We start from the raw sequence: 18,644 nt of genomic DNA on the forward strand, positions 1-18,644 counted from the left end.
GGGCTGTGTCATCGCGCAAGGGCCCGAAATTCCGGCCTTTAGCGCGTGCCGGGGGGGACAGACCTCCTTAACAGTGCCTTCCAGGTGGGTCAAACATTCGAACAGGAACGCGTGTTCAGGGGATTCCCACGGCCTTGCGGACCTGGTCCATCAGGCGGGTGGCCTCGGCGCGGGCGCGCTGGGCGCCGTCCTGGAGGATGCGCTCCAGCTCCCCGGGGTCCGCGCGCAGCTCCGCGTAGCGCTGGCGGGCGGGGGTGAAGGTGGTGTGGAAGGCCTCCAGCAGCTTCTTCTTGTAGTCGCCGTAGCCCTTGCCGCCGGCCTTCCAGGTCGCGTCCACCTCCGCGAACTCCGACGCCGGGAGCATCAGCTTGAGGAGGTCATAGAGCGGCGCGTCCGTGGTGGGCTTGGGCGCCTCCACCGGGGTGGAGTCCGTCTTGATGGACATGATGCGCTTCTTGATGTCCTTCTCCTCGCCGAACAGCTCCAGCGTGTTGCCGTAGGACTTGGACATCTTGCGCCCGTCGATGCCGGGCACCGTCGCGGTGGACTCCTGCACGTGGGCGGCGGGCAGCTTGAGGATGCCGGGCGCGTGGCCCCGCTCCTTCCCTTCCGGATCCGCCGGGTCGTAGCCCGGGACGTACTGGGTGTTGAACTTCACGGCCCAGTCGCGCGCGAACTCGATGTGCTGGATCTGATCCTTGCCCACCGGCACGGCGTCTGCGCTGTAGAGCAGGATGTCCGCGGCCATCAGCACCGGGTAGGCGAACAGGCCGAAGTCCGGGCTGATGCCCTGCGCGACCTTGTCCTTGTAGCTGTGGGCGCGCTCCAGGTTCGACTGCGGCACCACCGTGCCGAGGATCCAATAGAGCTCCGCCACTTCCTTCACGTCGCTCTGGCGGAAGAGGACGGCCTTCTTCGGATCCAGGCCCAGCGACAGGTACGTGAGCGCCGCGTCGCGCGTCAGCTCCTGCGCGAGCTTCGGATCCCGCACGGTGTTGAGCGCGTGGTAGTTCGCGATGAAGTAGTAGGCCTCCCCCTGATCCTGGAGCTGCACGAACTGCCGCATGGCCCCGTAATAGTTGCCAATGTGCAGCCTTCCGGACGACTGGACACCTGAGAGAATCCGCATAGCGATTGCGATTCCAATGACGGGTGGAGGACACGGCTCGTTCGCATACCCGCCGTTCCCCTGCAACCTTCCGTTGACGACGGCGCCCTGTGGCGGACGTCCGACATCCGCGCCGCGCACCTGGCTGGAATAATACGGCCGCCCAGGAAAAGGCGAGCAGTTCCGGGGGGTTGAGAGGGCTCGGGTCTATCGCTACCCTGCGGGTCGACGGAAGAATCAGCCCGCCTTGGAGGGCGCCCACGGATGGAAGCGTTCACGGGAAACCTGGCCAGCTATCGGCTCCAGCTGGTGTTGCCGCCGCTGTACACGACGCCAGGGTTGGAGGGGACGCTGCGGGTGGAGCGGGGCGCGGTCCGCCGGGAGTTCTACCTGCGGGACGGGCACCTGGTGGGGGTGGCCTCCACGGAGCCAAGAGAGCACCTGGCGCAGGTGCTGGTGAACCTGCGCATCCTGGATGCGCCCCGGGCGGCGGCGGCGTTCGAGGCGGCGGAAGGGGCGAACCTGCCCTACGGCACCTTCCTGGTGCAGCGCTGCTTCGTGGAGCTGTCGCAGCTCATCGAGGCGATGGAGCACAAGGCGCGCGAAGCGCTCTTCGACTGCTACGCCTGGGAGTCGGGCGAGGTGGAGTTCACGCCGGGGCTGCCGTTGTCGGCGCGGGCGGTGGGGCTGCGGCTGCCCATGGGGACGCTGCACCGGGACGCGGTGGCGCGCCTGCGCGAGTGGGCGGTGTTCCGGGAGATCTTCCCGCGCCTCGACACCACGTTCCGCGTGTTCAGAGAGTTCGCGGTGGAGACCTTCTCCGAGGAGGAGGACGTGCTGCTGGACCTGGCGGCCGGAGGGGCCACGCTGGGCGAGCTGCTGGCGAGCGCCAGGGAGGCCCCGCTGTTCGCCGCGCGGTGGGTGCTGCACCTGTACCGCCGGGGCGCGCTGGCGCCGCACCGGGCGAAGGGTCCGCAGGTGGGCGAGTCCACGGAGTTCACGGAGCTGCTGGCGCTGGTGCGGGCGTTCCTGTCATCGCGGAAGTACGACCATGCGGTGGCGCTGGCGGCGCAGGTGCTGGAGCGGGGGCCGGTGCCGGAGGCGCACGCGCTGTACCGCGAGGCGGAGGTGGGGCTGACGCTGGCGTTGAGTGATGAGCTGTTCGCGCTGGATGGGAGGCTGGTGTTCGAGCCCATCCCCCGCCCTGCCCCGGCGGACCTGACGGCGGATGACCTGTACCTGTACTCGAAGCTACGGGGCAGCCGGAGCATCCGGCAGGCGCTGCGCACGGCCGCGATGGGGGAGCTGGCCGCGTCGCGGTCGGTGTACCGGTTGATGGAGGCCGGGCTGATCCGCGTGGCGCCGCTGGCGGACGGGGCCGTGGAGCCGTCGCCCCGGCGCACCAGCACGGATCCGTATGGGTTGAACCTGGGGGAGCTGCTCGGCGGGGGGTGAGCACGCCGCTCAGATGTTCACCCGCTGCACGACGCGCGGCTCCGGGTACTTGCTCTTGATGACGACCTGGTGCGTGCCCGGGTCGTACTCGTACGTCAGCTTGCCGGACTTCTTCGGCTTCGCCTGGGGGAGCTGCCTGAACCGCGACATGGCCGCCTCCCGCTTCGCGCGCGTCAGCGGATCCGTTCCCACCAGGGACAGGAGCTGCTCATGCGCGAACTCAGCGCCCCTCCGGTCCGCGGCCTTGACCTGAACCTGGTCGCGGGGGTTCGCGGCCTGCGGCCGGATTTCGTCCATGAACATTTCGAGTTCCAGTTGATGCTGCGCGTAGAGCTGTTCCTGCTCCTGATCCGTGAGCGGATTGCGGTCGATCTGGATTTGATGGCGCAGCGTCAGCTCGGATTCCACGCGGGACGCGCCCGTCGTGTCATCGAACGAGGCGGCTCCGGTCCGCGCGCTCATCTTCACGTTCAGGTACTTGCACAGGCCCGCGTAGAACTTGAACGCGAACGCGCTGGACAGGTCCGGCCGTGCGACGCCTCCCAACTGGTCCGGATCATGCGACACGTCGTACTGCGCCGACCGCGCCCCGTAGCACATCACCAGGGACATGCTGATGGGACGGCGGCCGACATCATCTCTCAGGAATGAGAGCACGATGTCCGCGGCCTTCTCGTAGGACACCCGGGGCGCGCCGTGCTGGGGCCGCGAGTAGCCATACGTGGTGTCGTCGTACAGCCCGTGCATGCCCACCATGATCTTGCTGCACCGCGGATGCTTCAGGAAGAAGCCACGCACCTGCCCCCGCGCCTGCTCGTAGGCCGCGAGGGGACCGGGATCGTGCCCCAACGGCGTGAGCAGGTGGCGTTGATGCTCCGCGACGCTGGCGAAGCAATCCACCTGTTCCACCACCGACGCACCCCACCAATACGCGGAGAAGCGATTCATCCGGGAGGCCTGATCCCGATCCTGGTACTTCCGCAGGATGCGCGGAATGGCGTTGCCGGTGGCGTAGTCATCCGGCGCGGTGAAGTTGAGGTAGAGGATTTCCATCAGGGTCGGGAACGGTAGCACCACCCCTCACCACGACAACCAGGGCTTGACCTCCACACGATTGGAAACTATCTTGGTTACAGTTCGAGACCACCGATGAACACCAGCAGCCGCTTCACCGTCGCCATCCACATCCTCACCCTGCTCGCGCATGGCGGTGGAGAGCAGATGACGTCGGAGCACATCGCAGGGAGCGTGAACACCAACCCGGTCGTCATCCGACGGCTGCTGTCACTGCTGCGAGATGCGAAACTGGTCACCTCGCAGGTCGGGGTGGGCGGCGGGTGGTTGCTCGCGCGGCCTCCCAAGGGCATCACCCTGAGGGACATCTACCGTGCGGTGGAAGGAAGCACCCTCTTCCCCCTGCACAGCAACACGCCGAATCCCCGCTGTCCTGTGGGGAGCACCATCCAGTCCGCGCTCGGCGGCCACTTCGAGGAGGCGCAGCTCGCGCTGGAGAAGGACCTCGAACGGACGACCGTCGCGGACCTCGTCAAGGAAGTCCAGACACTCGCCCGCTAGCTCTGGGGGCGCGGTCTTTTTTTTGCCCTTAATTGCAACCATCGCAGTTTCAAATCTACCCCGCAGTCCTCCGGAACGCCCCATGCCCTTCTCCTTCAGGAAGTCGCTGACCTCGACCCTCATGTTCGCGACGCTCAGCGCCTGCGCTTCCGCTCCTCCTCGCCATGAAGGCCCCTCCGTGACGAACGGCACGCAGCAGAAGCAGCAGGTCGTCGCGCTCCTCAAGGCCATCGAGACCGGGGAGGCGGCGCCCGTCGCCGTCATCCACCCGGACAAGTACATCCAGCACAACCTGGGGGCCGCGGACGGACTCGCCGGCTTCGGTGCGCTCCTGCAGGCGCTGCCCAAGGGCTCCGCCAGGGTGAACACCGTGCGGGTGTTCCAGGACGGCGACCTCGTCTTCGCCCACACCGACTACGACTTCTTCGGTCCCAAGATTGGCTTTGACGTCTTCCGCTTCGAGGACGGGAAGATCGTCGAGCACTGGGACAATCTCCAGGAGAAGCCGACCCAGCCGAACCCGAGTGGCCACACGATGCTGGACGGCCCCACCGAGGCCACCGACCTGGACAAGACCGAGGCCAACAAGCAGCTCGTGGCGGGCTTCGTGGACGACATCCTGGTCAACGGCCGGATGGACAAGCTCGCGGGCTACTTCGACGGCGACCGCTACGTGCAGCACAACCCCGCGATCGCGGACGGACTCTCCGGGCTGGGACAGGCGCTCCAGGCCATGGCCCAGGCGGGCGTCACCATGAAGTACGACCGCGTCCACAAGGTGCTGGGCGAAGGCAACTTCGTGCTGGTCCTGAGCGAGGGCGTCTTTGGGGGCAAGCCCACGACGTTCTACGACCTGTTCCGCGTCGAGAGCGGCAAGATCGCTGAACACTGGGACGTCATCGAACCCGTGCCGGCCCGCGACCAGTGGAAGAACGCGAACGGCAAGTTCTGACCGACAGGCCCTCCCCCTTCCCACCCAGGTGACCGTGACTTCTCCCGTCCCAGTGCTGGCCCTCGAGGCCTATCGCGCGCTCGTGTCACTCGACACGCCCTTCACACCTCCCTCCCCTGCCCCGGCGGAGGAACACCCTGCCCTGGTGCGGGACCTGAGCGAACAGCTCCGCTCCGACGGCACCGAGGCGAGGCTGCGCGAGGAGTTGGGAGCACGCGCTTCACAGGCGACGGATGCGCGGGCCTGGCTGCGCGCGCTCCTCACGGTGCGTGGCCCACGTCCGCTCCCGGAGGACTTCCTGCTGAACATGGATCGGCTGCTCCAGAAGGAGCGGCGAACGCGGCCGGAGGTGGCGCCCGACAGCCTGCCGCGCCTGGGTTCCATCCCGGGAACGGCGGCCGCCCATTGCGCCGTGTGGCAGGGGGACATCACCACGCTCGCCGTGGACGCCATCGTCAACGCCGCGAACGCAGAGCTGCTCGGCTGTTTCCGCCCCTTCCACCCGTGCATCGACAACGCGATCCACGTGGCCGCAGGCCCCAGGCTGCGCGAGGACTGCGGTCGCATCATGCGCGCCCAGGGCAGGCCCGAGCCCACGGGCCATGCGAAGGCGACCCGGGCGTACAACCTGCCCTCGCGCTACGTGTTGCACACGGTGGGCCCCATCGTGCGCGGCGCGGTGGGCCCCGAGCACGAGGAAGCGCTCGCGTCCTGCTACCGGGCCAGTCTGGATGTGGCCACACGGCTGCAGGGCGTGCGCTCGGTCGCGGTGTGCGCCATCTCCACGGGCGTCTTCGGCTATCCCAAGGGCCCTGCCGCCCGGGTGGCCCTGCGCACGGTGGGAACGTGGCTGCGCGAACACCCGGGGGCGCTCGATCTGGTCCTCTTCAACGTCTTCGGTGACGAAGACCGCGAGGCGTACTCCGCCGCGCTTCGGGAAGGTGCCCTCGGATGAGCGCCCCCATCGAGCAGGCACGGCGGTGGATCCACGAGAGCGAGCGGGTCCTCATCGGCGCGGGGGCGGGCATGTCGGCCGCCGCGGGTATCGACTACGGGGACACCGCGACGTTCGCGCGGCTGTTTCCAGCCTTCGTCCGGAGGGGCTTTCGCGCGCAGTACCAGCTCATCGGCCACACGGGCCTCACGCCCGCTCAGCACTGGGGCTACTGGTCGACGCACGTGAAGCACGTGGCGTTCAGCGAGGACGAACGCGTCGCGTATCAGGCCCTCCAGGGACTGGTGCAGGACCGGGATACGTTCGTCCTCACGTCCAACGTCGACCGGCTGTTCCCGCGCAATGGCTTCGACGAGGCGCGACTCTTCACGCCGCAGGGAGACTATGCGCTCCTGCAATGCCGCAAGCCCTGCACGCGGGAGACCTGGCCCACGCGCCCCGTCATTGAACGGTGCCTCACGGCGTTGGATCCGGTGACCCAGGAAGTGAGCGATCCGGAGGCCATTCCACGCTGTCCCCGCTGTGGAGGGGCCGTCTTCATGAACGTGCGCATCGATGCGGGCTTCGTGGAGGAGCCCTATGTCGAACAGGCGCAGCGCTTCCGGCAGTGGCTGCGCGAAGCCGCGACGGCACGGCTCCTCGTGATTGAAATCGGAGCCGGCTTCAACACGCCTTCCGTGGTGCGCTGGCGGATGGAGCAACTGGTGCACCAGCACCCCGGTGCCCGGCTGGTCCGCATCAACCTCTCGGACCCCGAGCTTCCTGACGCGCTGGGCAAGCGCGCCGTCGCCCTGGCGATGGGGGCGGAGCAGGCGATCGGGTTGTTGAGGAATGGAGCGAAGGCCGCCTGACGAACAGGACCGTCCCACCGGAATCGGCAATCGGAAGGAGGCGTGTCAGGCTGAAGCGGCGTCCCCGGTCCATGCCGTGTTCGACGACGTGGCGCCAACGACGTTGGAAGGCGCGGGAGGGTTGATTGCTCGCCAACAGGTTGTTGCTTCCCATCCACCAGGCACTCGAAGGAGGGCTGCGAAGATGGGTTTCGACGCCCGTGAAGGGGCCTCCCCTGCAACGGCTGGAGTCGGCCCTCCGCGGTCTGGTGATGGAGGTGACTGTCTACCTTTCCTTCAGGAAGCCCCTTCCCAAACACGCTCGCTACGTCGCCATGGGCGCCGTTTCCGGTGAAGAGGCTTCTCCCGACGGACAGTGTGCCGTGGCGACCGCCGTGCGCCATGACCCTCGGGATCTGTTGCGGATGGTCGAGCGTCCGGGGCATGACACGCTCCACGCCCTGGACGCGCTGGCCCGACTCCTGGTGGATGTTCCCGAGTGGGACTTCCTCGTCCCAGCGCCCTCGGAGGAATCCCCCGGGCATGACCTGCGAAGCCTGCGCCACCGGGCCTGGGAGGGATTCGCCGGGGAGTACGTCCGGGACTATCTCTGGCTCGTCGAGGACCCGGGGAAGTTCGACCCCGGTGCCGCCCGGCTCCTCTTCCAGCGGATGGTGGATCGGATCCAACTGGGAAGACTGCGCACGCTGCGCATCACGCCGCTCTTCGGACTGTGGCTGGCCGGTCGGGAACTCATCCTGTCGCCCCAGGTGCGGTTGAGGCCCACCCATGACTTCGAACGCCATCTGTGGCTCAACCCCGATGAGCGATATGGCCGCGATTCGGCTCCAGGGCGACAGGCGCTCGGGCTCACGAGTGTCATCGAGGTCGAGGAGCCCCGCGACGACAAGCGGGATGGGTCCATGTCCAGGATCATCGATCTCTCGACCACGCAGCCGGGTCCTTGCGAGTCAGCCGTCCTGGCCTGCCTCCGCCTTGTTTCCCAGTCGGGCGATTTCTCGAATGGGATTCGACCGGGCTTCATGGAACAGCACGTCGAGGGCTCCCGCCATGAGTACCAGATGCGGTGGCCGCTGGTCGGTAGCATGGGGCCCCAGCGGCATCATCCCGGAGTGTTCCAGCCGTCCGAGGAGCAGCGCGCCCAACTCGTGCCCCTGTTCGAACGGATCCACACCTTGTTCACCCAGGAGAGGCGAAGCCTCACGCCAGGGGACAGGAGCCTCATCGTCGCGCTGAATCGTTGGATGAGTTCGTACTCGCGGACGGATCCGAAGGACTGGTTGATCGATTGCTGGATTGCGCTGGAGGGACTCTTCACCCAGCGCAAGGAGCCCGGGCTCACGACAAAGTGCGCGACGCGTGTCAGCCAGGCACTGGCTGCGCTCGGAGGAGGAGCCGCGAAAGAGCTCGAGGCGGAGGTCCGTGCCTCCTACGATTGTCGCTGCGACATCGTCCACGGCGAACGCGAGATCCGAAGGGACTTCTTCAGCATCGCCTTGCGGACCCGGAGCCACCTGGGCCAGATCCTGCGCCATCGGCTGCTGAGCGCCCCGGCAACGCCACCCCTGCCGTGACACCGCCGCCGGGCGATGGCGTACCGTGCGGGAGCGGTGAGCTTCCCTTGGGGCTTGAATCCGGGGGACTGGATGGGCGGTAGTCGAGCCCATGCTCTTTCGTCCCTACTTGAAGATGGCCGCGGTGGGTCACAACCGGGGCCAGACGGGCGCCTCGGGAAGCTGGGTGGCCCTGGAGAAGCTCCATGGGGCCCAGCTCGTTCTCGGGGCGCAGGACGGGCAGGTCCATTTCGGCAAGCGCAAGGCATGGCTCACCGAAGAAGAGCCCTTCTTCGGATGGCAGCTGCTGCGCCTCCGCTTGAGCCGCGCGGCGACGGAGCTTGCTCGGACGATCTGTGCGAAGGACGAGCGGCTCTACCTCTACGGAGAACTGGTGGGCGGCCGCTATCCCCACCCGGAAGTGCCTGCGGTGCCCGGCATGGCCCCCGTGCAGACGGGCATCTGGTATGCGCCCGAGCTCCAGTGGATCCTCTTCGACATCCTGGTCGCCCGCTCCGACGAGGATGAGGGGGAGTTCCTTCCCCACCGGGACGTGGAGGAGGTGGCCCGCAAGGCAGGAGTGCTGACGCCACCGGTCGTGCGTCGGGGAACGCGTTCGGAGATGGAGGATGTGCCCACGCGCTCCCTGTCCCGTCTCCCAGCACTGCTGGGCCTTCCGCCCATCCCTGACAACTGGGCAGAGGGGCTGGTCATCAAGAGCGAACAACGGTCGTCGCCCAGCCAACGCGCCGCCATGAAGCGGAAGATCGAGGAGTTCAACGAGGCCCGCTTCGACGAGAGCGCCCCATGGGATCCCCAGCAGCGGTTGTCCCTGTCGGAACTGAAGGACTGGGCCTCGCGACTGGTGAACCCGGCGCGGATCGCCAGTGCGCTCTCGAAATGCGGAAGGAGCGCCCCGGACCTGCTGGTGGACGAGGTGGAGCTGGATGTCCGGGTCGACCTTGAGCTGACCTTCCATTCAGCGTGTCAGTCCCTGGACCTGGCAGGAGAGGAGAGTCTGTCCGCGCATATCCGTGAGCAGGCCCTGCCACTCGTCAACAAGGCACTCGAGCAGACGTAGGCGCGAGGTGCGAAGGACCTGAAGACATGCGCCCTGAACTTCCGGAAGACCTGCGACGGATGCTCCGCGCTCGCTCGCAAGGATTGGTGGACCGCGTCCCAGGCGTTTCGCATCCGTTGGTATCCGGATCCCTCCGAAGCCCGCTCCCGTTCCTTCCCCCTTCCCCCGTGTGTGGGGCGCTGGGAAGCGCGGATGTCGTTCGCGTCAGGCTGGTCACTGCCAGGAGGAAACACCTGGGAGGCACCGCTTCGCGACGAGGACGCGGAGCTCCAGGCTCGCTGGAACGACTGGGCTCCCGAGGGCTTCCTCGAGGATCAGCAGGGAACGGGGCTGCACCGGCTGGGAGGACACCGGAGCGGCGGACTGGATGAGGAGGACGCCTCCCGTCCACCGTCCGGACACGCCCCCGATGTGCAGCTCTGGCGCATCAACTACGACAACCCTGCAGGCTTCCATTGGGGAACAAACTGGGTCTACGTCCTGATCCACCCGGAAGACCTGGCGGCGGGACGGCTGGAGCGCGCCGTGGTGACGAGCGCGAACGCCTGATGGCAGGGCATGGGTGCATCCCCCGAGCCCCACTTGCACCCCGGGTGCGGGGGGTGCCCAGATGAGTCCCTGCTACCCCAGAAGGGACATCTCGAATGAAGCGCAACGTGTGGAGCGGTTGGAATCTCGTGGTGGCAGTGGCGGCGGGCGCCCTCGTCGCAGGCAGCGGGGCGTGTGGCGGCGATGACGGCGACCCGGATCCGGGCCCGACGGACGCTGGCACGCAGACGGATGCCGGCACGGATGGAGGCACGCAGGCGCCCGCCGAGGAGGGCCGTGCGCTCGCGGCCTCCAACGGGGGCCTCATCGTGGTGGGCTCCACCGAAGCGAACCTGGCCACCACCAGCGTGGACGTGCTGGTGCGCCGCTACACGGCCACCGGCGATCTGGACACGACGTTCGGCACCCAGGGCTCGGTCGTCGTCGACTTCGAGGGTCCCGCGACGGGCGCCATCTCCGGAGAGCGCGAACAGGCCGACCGCGCGGACACCGTCGCGGTGCTCGCGGATGGAAGCCTCCTCGTCGCGGGCTTCGCCCAGGGCGGCGCGACCTCCGACTCGCGCGACTTCGCCGTGGTGAAGCTCACCCCCAGCGGACAGCTCGACACCAGCTTCAACAAGACGGGCCGCTCCCGGCTGCACTTCGGCGCGGACGGCAGCGTTGATTTCCGGGGCGCGGTGCACCGAATCCTGCCCATGGCGGACGGACGCTTCTACGTGGGCGGGTTCCTCACGAAGTCGGACGGCCTGGACGAGGACTTCGCGCTCATCCGCTACAAGGCGGACGGCTCGCTCGACACGACCTTCACGTCCGCGGGCAGCCCCGCAGGAAGCTGGATTGGCGGCGCGTACACGAACGCCGAATCCGTCCAGGGCATCGCCATCCAGGGCACGAGCATCGTCATCGGCGGCGGAGACGACTTCGCGGCGGTGCGCATCCGCCCTGCGGGAAACCAGGACCTGACGTTCGGAACGTCAGGGCTCGCGAAGAGCGTGGGCGGCAGGGCGCACGCGATGGTGGCCCGTCCGGGCGGCGGCTTCCTGCTCGCGGGTGAGCGCCAGGACGTGAAGGTGGGCGGCACCGGCTACGGCGTGATGAAGCTCGTGGCCTACACGGCCGAGGGCAAGCCCGACGTCACCTTCGGTCCCGAGGGCGTGCGCGAGTTCACCGCGCCCGAGGACGTGCTCGACGTGGTGAACGTCAGCGGCCTTGCCATCCAGGCGGACGGGAAGATCCTCGTCTACGCCAACGTGCGCGCGAAGCCCGCGCTGTTCCGCTTCCAGGCCAATGGCGATCTGGACACGGCGTTCGGAACGGGCGGCGTGGTGCGCTGGCCGGAGACGCAGCTCACCCTGCCCCTCTTCATCCGCCCCACCACCGGTCCCAAGCTGGTCGTCAGCGGCGACACGGCGTTCGTCACCGATGCGAACATCTACACGCCGGGGTTCTTCCCCGGCCCCGCGCGCCTGCTGCTGAAGAGCACCGGGTTGTAGCGGTGCGCCACGAAGTCCTCGGCGGCTGACGCGAAGCGGACACAGCGGATCGCCCCTGGGGGCAGCCTCAAGTGGGACTGCCGCACAGTCCCGGCGCGGGGCCTGCACCCACCGCACGGAAGCCCTAGCCTCCCCCGTCATCGCGCTGGCGCGGTGTCAGGGGAGGAAGCCATGGCCTCACGGAAGCCCTCGCGCTCGAAGCCGTCACCCCGAAGGACACGCCCTCGCCCCGCCCCGGACGTCACCCGCCAGTCCGGGTTCGAGCTGCGCGACGAGGACGTGGAGGAAGCGCTCGTCACCGGCGCCCACCAGGGACTGCTCGAGGACTACTTCGGACCGGAGCAGTACACCGAATTGACCCGACTCGCCCGCGATGCGACCGCCTCCCGCACGCTGCGCGGAGGCCCACCGGTCCTCATCCTTCCGGGCCTCCTGGGCTCGAGGATTGGCCGCAAGCGGAAGCTTGGCCTCCTTGACGACGTCTTCTGGTTCGACCCCATCGACATCGGCGCCGGCAGGCTGACCCACCTGGAGCTCCCCGCTCCGGGCAATGGCCTCTCCGCGCTCGGGGTGATGTTGTTCGCCTACCTCTCGCTCAAGTTCCGGCTCTGCCAGGCAGGCTTCGACGCGCACTTTCACGCCTTCGACTGGCGCAGGAGCATCACCGAACTCGGTGCTGAACTCGCCGCCGTGCTCCAACAGCGCGCGGGGGAGAAGGTGCACCTGGTGGCGCACAGCATGGGCGGGCTCGTCGCACGCGCGGCCATTGGCCAGGGCGCGCCCTACGCGCGGCTCATCATGCTCGGCACCCCGAACTCGGGATCCTTTGATCCGGTGATGGCCCTGCGCGCCACCCATCCGGTGGTCCGCAAGCTTGGCGCGCTCGACTTGCGGCACACCCCCGAGCAGCTCTCGCGTGACCTCTTCACCACGTTCCCGGGGCTGACCCAGATGCTCCCTGACCCGGAGCGTTGGTCGGAGGTGGACCTCTACGATCTCTCCCAATGGCCTCCCGACGACCTCCACCCCCGCGACGCCCTCCTCAAGGGGGTGGCGCCGATGCGTGAGGGGCTCGCGGGCGCGCGCGAGGACTTCTTCATCATCTGCGGCGTGGACCAGGAAACGACCGTGGGCCTGCGCCATGACGAGCAGGGCCGGTTCGTCTACCAGACCTCCCGTCAGGGGGATGGCACGGTGCCACTGGAGTTCGCCCAGATGAGCGGGGTGAAGGCGCACTACTACATCGCCGAGAGCCACGGGGCGTTGCCGAACAACTCGCGGGTGGCGCGCGCCGTCTGTGATCTCCTGGATCGTGGGCAGACGGATGTGCTCCCCACCCAACCCGCACCGAGCGCGCTGCGTGCCCCGGTCACCGAGGTCCCCGAAGCGGCGCTGCGGGTGGAGCCCTATGACGGGCGCCGAGGTCCCGCGCTGAGCCAGCGCGAACTTCGGGAGGTGACAGAGGAGCTCGTCGCACCCACGGCACGCAACGACGGCGTCATCACCGGACCGATGCCACCTCCGGTCTCTCCGGCGGCCTTGGGGACCGGGTTCCGTCACCCGTTCGAGCAGGTCGTCGTGGGGCGGCGAAGGCAGCATCGGATCGACCTCCGCATCGCGCTCGGGAGCATCACCGAGGTTGACGCCCGCGCCCTGTCGATTGGCATCTTCCGCGATGTCGTTCCGGGGGGCCCGGCCAAAGCGCTGGATGCGCGGCTCGGTGGCGCCATCACCGAGCTGAACAACCGGCGCATGTTCTCGCGCAACATCGGAGAGGTCTTCATGATGCCGACCGGACGGCATCCGCTCGCGGCCGACATCCTCTGCTTCGTGGGCCTGGGCTCCTTCGACACCCTCAGCGACTCCGTCCTCCAGACGGCCGCGGAGAATGTCATGCGGACCTTCATCAACGCGCGCATCGAGGAGTTCGCCACCGTGCTCTTTGGAGCAAACTCCGGGCGGACCGCGGCCGGAGCGCTGCGCAACCTGCTGATGGGCTTCTTCCGGGGCCTCCGCGACGCCGACCACGACCGCGGCTTCCGCCGGTTGATCATCTGCGAGCAGGATCCCCAGCGGTTCCTCGAACTGAAGGAGGAGCTGTACCGCCTGTCCAGCACCTCCCTGACCGAGCAGTTGGAGCTCACCCTGGACGAGGTGGTCCTTCCACCGGAGCGGGAGGCGCCCTGGGGGCAGGGGCAGCCCACACGCCGCGAGGAGCCGGTCTATCTCATCCTGCGGCAGGAGACCGCTAGCGCGGCGGAGGCCGAGCGGACGGTGGACATCCACGCGTCGCTGCTCACCTCGGGGGGCAAGGCCGCGATCGTCAGCGGACTTCGCACGATCAATACACGGGAGCTGCTGGCCGCGCGGGAGGCCGTGGTCGCCGCGAGCGTGCAGGACTTCACCCGGGGAGGACGCCGGCTCGCCGACCTGCTGCTCCCCGACGCGGTCCGCACGGTGCTTGCGCGCCAGCGAGACCACCACCTCGTGGTGGTACATGATGCACCGCTCTCACGCGTGCCATGGGAGACGTTGGCGCTGCCGCTCGACGACGGGGAGACGGTCTGGTTTCCCGCGGCGGAGAAGGGCCTCAGTCGCCGCTACTCCGCCGACAACCTGTCCGTGGCCAAGTGGCTCTCCGAGCGCGTGGAGGATGACGTCCTGCGGGTGTTGCTGGTCGTGGACCCAACCGGGGACCTGCCCGTGGCCGCGCGGGAAGGCAGGCGTCTGGGGGAACTCTTCCAGAACCTCCCCGGCGTCCGGGTCGACGTCATCCGGGGGGAGGAGGCCACCCGACCGGTACTCCTGGCCGCCTTCAGCTCGGGGCGCTACGACATCGTCCACTACGCCGGGCACGCGTTCTTCGACGAGGACACCCCGGCCCGCAGCGGCATTGTGTGCCACCACCACACCGTGCTGTCGGGCGCCGACCTGGCGGGACTCTCGAACCTGCCGGCGCTCGTGTTCTTCAATGCCTGTGAGTCGGGTCGGCTGCGCAGGATGGCGGGGCGGCTGGAGGTGGTGAAGCCCCTGCGCACCTCCGTGGAGCAGTTGGACACGGCCGTCGGACTGGCGGAGGCGTTCCTGCGCGGCGGAGTGGCGAACTTCATCGGGACCACCTGGCCCGTCGGTGACGCCGAGGCGGAAGCGTTCTCCCTGAGCTTCTACCGGGAGATCCTGCGGGGCGTGGGCCTCAACGCCGCGCTCCAGGCAGGGCGCGCGGAGCTGAAGCGGATGCGCTCAAGGGATTGGGCGAACTACCTCTTCTATGGCAACCCGGACTTCGTGCTGAAGGGGCGCGGGTCCTGAGTCCCACCGCGCCCTCGCGCCGCATCCGTCACGCCGTGGGCGGGCGCTTGCGCGCGGCGGGCTTCGGCTTGAACGCGTCGCTGCGCGGGTGGAATTCGTCGTACACCTTGCGCAGGCGCGCGCCGTTGACGTGCGTGTAGATCTGCGTCGTCGCCAGGTCCGCGTGGCCCAGCATCTGCTGCACCGCCCGCAGGTCCGCGCCCCGCTCCACCAGGTGCGTGGCGAACGAGTGCCGCAGCTTGTGCGGTGACAGCGGCTTCAGGATGCCGGCCTTCAGCGCGTAGCGCTTGAGCAGCTTCCAGAAGCCCTGCCGCGTGAAGCCTCCACCGCGCGGCGTGACGAACAGCGCCTTCGCCTCGCGCTTGCCCAGCAGCTCCGGCCGCGACAGCGACAGGAACGTCTGGACCTTTTCAATCGCCACGCGGCCCAGCGGGACGATGCGCTCCTTGGAGCCCTTGCCCTTCGCGATGAGGTAGCCCGCGGTGAGCTGTACATTGTTGAGCTCCAGCGTGCACAGCTCCGTCACGCGCAGCCCCGTGGCGTAGAGGACCTCCAGCATCGCCTTGTCGCGCATGCCCGTGACGGTGCGCTCGTCGGGCGCGGCCAGCAGCTGCTCCACCTCCTCCAGCGTGAGGAACACGGGCAGCTTGCGCGGCGACTTGGGCGTGTCCACGTCTTCCGTGGGGTCCTTGTCCGCCAGCCGCTCCGCGACGAGGAAGCGGTGGAAGACGCGGATGGCGGCCAGGTGCCGCGCCTGGCTGCGGCGGCTCAGGCCCTGCTTGCCCAGCGTCGTCAGGTGCGCGAGCACGTCCTCCTGGGTGACGCGGGCCGCGTCGTCCTTCCCGCGCGCGCGCAGGTCCTCGAAGTAGACGGTGAGGTCCGCCGCGTAGGCGTCCACCGTCTTGCCGGACAACCCCCGCTCCGCGCGGATGAAGGCGATGAACGCGTCGAGCAGTCCTTCCATGGGCCCAGGGTAGCGAAGGAACACCCGAGGGCAACTCCCCGGCCACCTCCCCCGTCACGACCGGATAGCGTCCCGTTCCAACGTGGCCTTCAACCGGAGCGGGCCGGTGACACGACCTGCCTCCGCCCACCCGAAGCAAGGAGCAACCCGATGCGCGCACCAGGATGGCTGTGGATGGCGGCACTGACGATGGGGAGCATGAGCGCGACGACGCTGGCCCAGCCTGCCCCCCAGGCGACGTCCACGAAGACGAAGGACGGCCAGGTGAAGAGCATCACGCCGACGTCCGTCCAGCTCGCGGGGGCCACCGCCTCCGCGCCGCCGTTGACCTACGTCATCGAAAACCCGAAGCAGGAGCTGAAGGCGACCCTGGACGCCATCAAGCCCGGCGACACCGTTCGCGTCACCTACGCCCCGAACGCCGTGGGCGCGAAGGTCATCACCCAGGTCGAGAAGCTCCCGTCCGCGACCCCGTAGCACGGCACCACCGGACCCCAGGGCCTCACGCCTGGGGTTCGACGGCCTCCTGCGCGTGCGCGCGCTCCAGCGCCTCCACCACCCACGGCCAGCCCACCAGGATGTTGCCCGGCGAGCGCAGGCACGCATCCGCCACCGCCAGCACCTCCGCGGGCCGGGAGCGCACCGCCAGCGCCAGGTGCCGGCCCAGGAACGGGTGCGGCAGGTAGCTCAGGTTGTGGTGCCGTACCGGCACCCACCGCAGCGTGGGCCGCCCCGTGAAGCGCTCCACCGCGTACGCCACCGCCTGCGCCAGCACCTCCAGCGCGTAGAACGGCAACCGGAAGGCACACGCCAGGAAGGCCACCAGCGCGCTCGCCGCCACCGCGCCCGCGAAGGACACCGACGAAGCGCCGCTCCACACGAACATGGGCACCACGCTCGTCGCGATCGCCGCCACCTGCACGTTGCGCACGGAGGGCCCGCGGCCACTCGCCAACCCCCCGATGCTCCCCGCCGACAGGCCGGACACGATGCCCAGGCAGATGCCCACCGCCATCGCCGCCAGGCCCCCGGACTCCGGACCGAAGGCGCCGCCCGCCGTGGCGTGCAGCCCCGCCAGCATCGACATGCTCGCAAGCGACCCCAACAGCACCCCCGACGCGAGCCCCGACACCAGCGCCACCACCAGCCCCACCGCGGAACACAGCGCCGCGGAGAGGAACCACACGCCCCGCATGGGCACGCCCATGACGTGCAGGCCCAGCCCCGTCAGCACCGTGAGGCCCGGCGACAGCACCACGAGCAAGAGCAGCATCCGGGCGACGAAGGCCCCGGCGGCGCGGCCTCCTTCCGCCTGCTCGCGCCATAACTGGCCAATGCGCCCCGCGGGCGAACGGATGCCGGCCTCGCGCAGGCGGTAGTGCAGATCAATGGGCCGGAGCATCAACAGCCCCAACAGCGCGAACGCGCCGGGCACCCGCTCCGGTACGTCGACAATCACTGGCACTTCTGGACGGTCCCCCTCGGCCAAGGCTCCCCCCTCTGGTTCGGGTTCAGGCTTCCAGCCTACCCTTGCCTTGCCTGAGAATTTCAAGCGCATCGCCTACGAGTGAAACCACCGTGGACGGCTCGTTCAATGTCACGCCACCGTCAAGGATGAGATCCAATCCGTGCCCCAACACGGTCTTGATGTCCCTGGCGTCTGACAAAACCGTACCATCGGTATGTGTTGCGGACGTGGTGATGAGCGGGCGGCCCAAGGCCTTCGCCAGTTCGCGGGGAAGCGTGGCGTCCGGCACGCGCAGTCCTACCTGCTTCTGCTTGGTCATCATCACCTCCGGCACCAGGCGCGTGGCCTCCAGGATGAAGGTGAAGGCGCCGGGGGTGAGGCCCTTCATCGCGCGGTAGGCGAAGTTGCTCACGTGCGCGTAGCGGGCGACGTCGGACAGGTCCGGGCACAGCAGCGACAGGGGCTTCTTCTTGTCGCGGCCCTTGAGCTGGTAGAGCCGTTCAATGGCCTTCTTCGCGTTCAGGTCACAACCGAGGCCGTAATAGGTATCCGTGGGATAGGCGATGAGGCCGCCCTTCTCCAGCACCTCCACCGCGCGAGCGATGTGGCGCGGCGAGGGGTGGTCCACGTCCACCTCGAGGATGGGTGCGACGGCGGGGGGCATGACGGGCGCGACTCCTGACAGGGACAGGCCGACGGCGGCGAGCCCCAACTATGCGCCCCCGCCCGCCTCTTCCGCACGGATTTCGCCACTGCCCAGCAGCGCGCGCCGGGTGAGCACCGGGCCCACCAGCTCGTGCGCGGTGATCATCGCGATGATGAGCACCTCCACCTGCGGCCCGAACGTGGGGAAGGTGCGCGACACCAGCGCCGCCAGCCCGAACGTCACGCCCGCCTGGGAGATGAGGCCCATCCACAGGTAGCGCTTGAGGCGCGGGTCCCCGGCGGGCGCGAACCTGCGGCACGCGCCCCAGATGGCCAGCCCCCGCAGGGCCACGAGCAGCAGCGCCGCCGGTCCCACCGTCACCAGCGCGTCCAGCTTCAGGCCCGCCCCCGCCGCGGCGAAGAAGAGCGCGAACACCGGCAGGCCCGCCTGCTGGATGGCATGGTGGATGCGCCGGCCCTCGCGCTCGTCCAGGTTCGCGATGAGCGCGCCCGCCGCCAGCGACACCAGCAGCGGCGACAGGTGCAGCCGCGCCCCACCCTCCGCCGCCGCGAACGACAGGCCGACGAGGAACAGGGGCAGCTCCCGGTTGACGCCCCGCATGTACAGCAGCATGGCCACCGCCAGCAGGCACCCCACCGCCACCGAACCGAACCTGTCTCTTATA

At 68.7% G+C, this 18,644-nt stretch carries 17 protein-coding genes; 11 read left to right on the forward strand and 6 right to left on the reverse strand.

The window, feature by feature from the left end; translation table 11 throughout:
- Positions 1–115 precede the first annotated feature (115 nt).
- A complete protein-coding gene (gene trpS, locus D7Y13_RS22075) occupies positions 116–1,129 on the reverse strand; it encodes a tryptophan--tRNA ligase (protein WP_120584392.1) in 1,014 nt (337 codons plus the stop codon).
- Between the two features lie 243 nt (positions 1,130–1,372).
- On the opposite strand from trpS, the gene D7Y13_RS22080 reads away from it, so the two are divergent.
- Positions 1,373–2,563 carry a DUF4388 domain-containing protein gene (locus D7Y13_RS22080; protein WP_120584393.1) on the forward strand — a complete coding sequence of 397 codons (1,191 nt, stop codon included), beginning with the start codon at positions 1,373–1,375 and terminating at the stop codon, positions 2,561–2,563.
- Positions 2,564–2,572: 9 nt separating this feature from the next.
- Here the strand turns inward: D7Y13_RS22080 and D7Y13_RS22085 are convergent, their stop codons facing one another.
- Positions 2,573–3,637, reverse strand: a complete 1,065-nt coding sequence (locus D7Y13_RS22085) for a hypothetical protein (protein ID WP_147444358.1) — start codon at positions 3,635–3,637, stop codon at positions 2,573–2,575.
- A 75-nt stretch (positions 3,638–3,712) separates the two neighbouring features.
- On the opposite strand from D7Y13_RS22085, the gene D7Y13_RS22090 reads away from it, so the two are divergent.
- The 9 genes from D7Y13_RS22090 to D7Y13_RS22130 all read left to right on the forward strand — a co-directional run bounded on the left by D7Y13_RS22090 (position 3,713) and on the right by D7Y13_RS22130 (position 14,881).
- Positions 3,713–4,138 carry an Rrf2 family transcriptional regulator gene (locus tag D7Y13_RS22090; protein WP_120534157.1) on the forward strand — a complete coding sequence of 142 codons (426 nt, stop codon included), beginning with the start codon at positions 3,713–3,715 and terminating at the stop codon, positions 4,136–4,138.
- Between the two features lie 82 nt (positions 4,139–4,220).
- Positions 4,221–5,090, forward strand: coding sequence for a nuclear transport factor 2 family protein (locus tag D7Y13_RS22095; RefSeq protein ID WP_199732827.1), 870 nt, complete (start codon positions 4,221–4,223; stop codon positions 5,088–5,090).
- Between the two features lie 34 nt (positions 5,091–5,124).
- On the forward strand, positions 5,125–6,045 hold the full coding sequence (locus tag D7Y13_RS22100) for a protein-ADP-ribose hydrolase (RefSeq protein ID WP_199732828.1): 921 nt from the start codon (positions 5,125–5,127) through the stop codon (positions 6,043–6,045).
- Complete coding sequence (locus tag D7Y13_RS22105) at positions 6,042–6,896, forward strand: SIR2 family NAD-dependent protein deacylase (RefSeq protein ID WP_120584396.1); 855 nt, start codon at positions 6,042–6,044, stop codon at positions 6,894–6,896. The genes D7Y13_RS22100 and D7Y13_RS22105 overlap by 4 nt, the downstream gene beginning before the upstream one ends.
- 404 nt (positions 6,897–7,300) lie before the next feature.
- On the forward strand, positions 7,301–8,470 hold the full coding sequence (locus D7Y13_RS22110) for a HEPN domain-containing protein (protein WP_147444359.1): 1,170 nt from the start codon (positions 7,301–7,303) through the stop codon (positions 8,468–8,470).
- Positions 8,471–8,561: 91 nt separating this feature from the next.
- Complete coding sequence (locus D7Y13_RS22115; RefSeq protein WP_120584398.1) at positions 8,562–9,530, forward strand: RNA ligase family protein; 969 nt, start codon at positions 8,562–8,564, stop codon at positions 9,528–9,530.
- A gap of 33 nt (positions 9,531–9,563) precedes the next feature.
- Positions 9,564–10,079, forward strand: coding sequence for a DUF1963 domain-containing protein (locus D7Y13_RS22120; RefSeq protein WP_255425922.1), 516 nt, complete (start codon positions 9,564–9,566; stop codon positions 10,077–10,079).
- A 95-nt stretch (positions 10,080–10,174) separates the two neighbouring features.
- Positions 10,175–11,572 carry an NHL repeat-containing protein gene (locus D7Y13_RS22125; RefSeq protein WP_120584400.1) on the forward strand — a complete coding sequence of 466 codons (1,398 nt, stop codon included), beginning with the start codon at positions 10,175–10,177 and terminating at the stop codon, positions 11,570–11,572.
- 171 nt (positions 11,573–11,743) lie between these two features.
- Entirely contained in the window at positions 11,744–14,881 is a 3,138-nt protein-coding gene (locus D7Y13_RS22130; RefSeq protein ID WP_120584401.1) for an alpha/beta fold hydrolase, read from the forward strand.
- A gap of 28 nt (positions 14,882–14,909) precedes the next feature.
- On the opposite strand, the gene xerD is transcribed toward D7Y13_RS22130, so the two are convergent.
- Positions 14,910–15,845, reverse strand: a complete 936-nt coding sequence (xerD, locus tag D7Y13_RS22135) for a site-specific tyrosine recombinase XerD (RefSeq protein ID WP_120534165.1) — start codon at positions 15,843–15,845, stop codon at positions 14,910–14,912.
- A 174-nt stretch (positions 15,846–16,019) separates the two neighbouring features.
- Here xerD and D7Y13_RS22140 point away from each other — a divergent pair, with 174 nt between their 5' ends.
- Positions 16,020–16,322, forward strand: coding sequence for a hypothetical protein (locus D7Y13_RS22140; protein WP_120534166.1), 303 nt, complete (start codon positions 16,020–16,022; stop codon positions 16,320–16,322).
- Positions 16,323–16,347: 25 nt separating this feature from the next.
- On the opposite strand, the gene D7Y13_RS22145 is transcribed toward D7Y13_RS22140, so the two are convergent.
- The 3 genes from D7Y13_RS22145 to D7Y13_RS22155 form a co-directional block, all read right to left on the reverse strand.
- Positions 16,348–17,334 (reverse strand): hypothetical protein, encoded by a 987-nt coding sequence (locus tag D7Y13_RS22145; RefSeq protein WP_120584402.1) that lies wholly within the window; start codon positions 17,332–17,334, stop codon positions 16,348–16,350.
- Positions 17,335–17,356: 22 nt separating this feature from the next.
- The gene (locus D7Y13_RS22150; RefSeq protein WP_120534168.1) at positions 17,357–17,977 is read right to left on the reverse strand and encodes an L-threonylcarbamoyladenylate synthase; all 621 of its coding nucleotides are present in this window, start codon (positions 17,975–17,977) and stop codon (positions 17,357–17,359) included.
- A 48-nt stretch (positions 17,978–18,025) separates the two neighbouring features.
- The coding region (locus D7Y13_RS22155) for a cation:proton antiporter domain-containing protein (protein WP_208734481.1) at positions 18,026–18,644 on the reverse strand (619 nt) is incomplete at its 5' end.

This window comes from Corallococcus praedator (assembly GCF_003612125.1).
Taxonomy (GTDB): Bacteria; Myxococcota; Myxococcia; order Myxococcales; family Myxococcaceae; genus Corallococcus; species Corallococcus praedator.

Excerpts from the sequence above, each read along its gene's own strand:
- D7Y13_RS22110 (WP_147444359.1), top strand. The coding sequence starts at position 7,301 with ATGGTCGAGCGTCCGGGGCATGACACGCTCCACGCCCTGGACGCGCTG.
- D7Y13_RS22125 (WP_120584400.1), top strand. The coding sequence starts at position 10,175 with ATGAAGCGCAACGTGTGGAGCGGTTGGAATCTCGTGGTGGCAGTGGCG.
- D7Y13_RS22095 (WP_199732827.1), top strand. The coding sequence starts at position 4,221 with ATGCCCTTCTCCTTCAGGAAGTCGCTGACCTCGACCCTCATGTTCGCG.
- D7Y13_RS22150 (WP_120534168.1), bottom strand. The coding sequence starts at position 17,977 with ATGCCCCCCGCCGTCGCACCCATCCTCGAGGTGGACGTGGACCACCCC.
- D7Y13_RS22105 (WP_120584396.1), top strand. The coding sequence starts at position 6,042 with ATGAGCGCCCCCATCGAGCAGGCACGGCGGTGGATCCACGAGAGCGAG.
- trpS (WP_120584392.1), bottom strand. The coding sequence starts at position 1,129 with ATGCGGATTCTCTCAGGTGTCCAGTCGTCCGGAAGGCTGCACATTGGC.
- xerD (WP_120534165.1), bottom strand. The coding sequence starts at position 15,845 with ATGGAAGGACTGCTCGACGCGTTCATCGCCTTCATCCGCGCGGAGCGG.
- D7Y13_RS22115 (WP_120584398.1), top strand. The coding sequence starts at position 8,562 with ATGCTCTTTCGTCCCTACTTGAAGATGGCCGCGGTGGGTCACAACCGG.
- D7Y13_RS22130 (WP_120584401.1), top strand. The coding sequence starts at position 11,744 with ATGGCCTCACGGAAGCCCTCGCGCTCGAAGCCGTCACCCCGAAGGACA.
- D7Y13_RS22080 (WP_120584393.1), top strand. The coding sequence starts at position 1,373 with ATGGAAGCGTTCACGGGAAACCTGGCCAGCTATCGGCTCCAGCTGGTG.
- D7Y13_RS22090 (WP_120534157.1), top strand. The coding sequence starts at position 3,713 with ATGAACACCAGCAGCCGCTTCACCGTCGCCATCCACATCCTCACCCTG.
- D7Y13_RS22140 (WP_120534166.1), top strand. The coding sequence starts at position 16,020 with ATGGCGGCACTGACGATGGGGAGCATGAGCGCGACGACGCTGGCCCAG.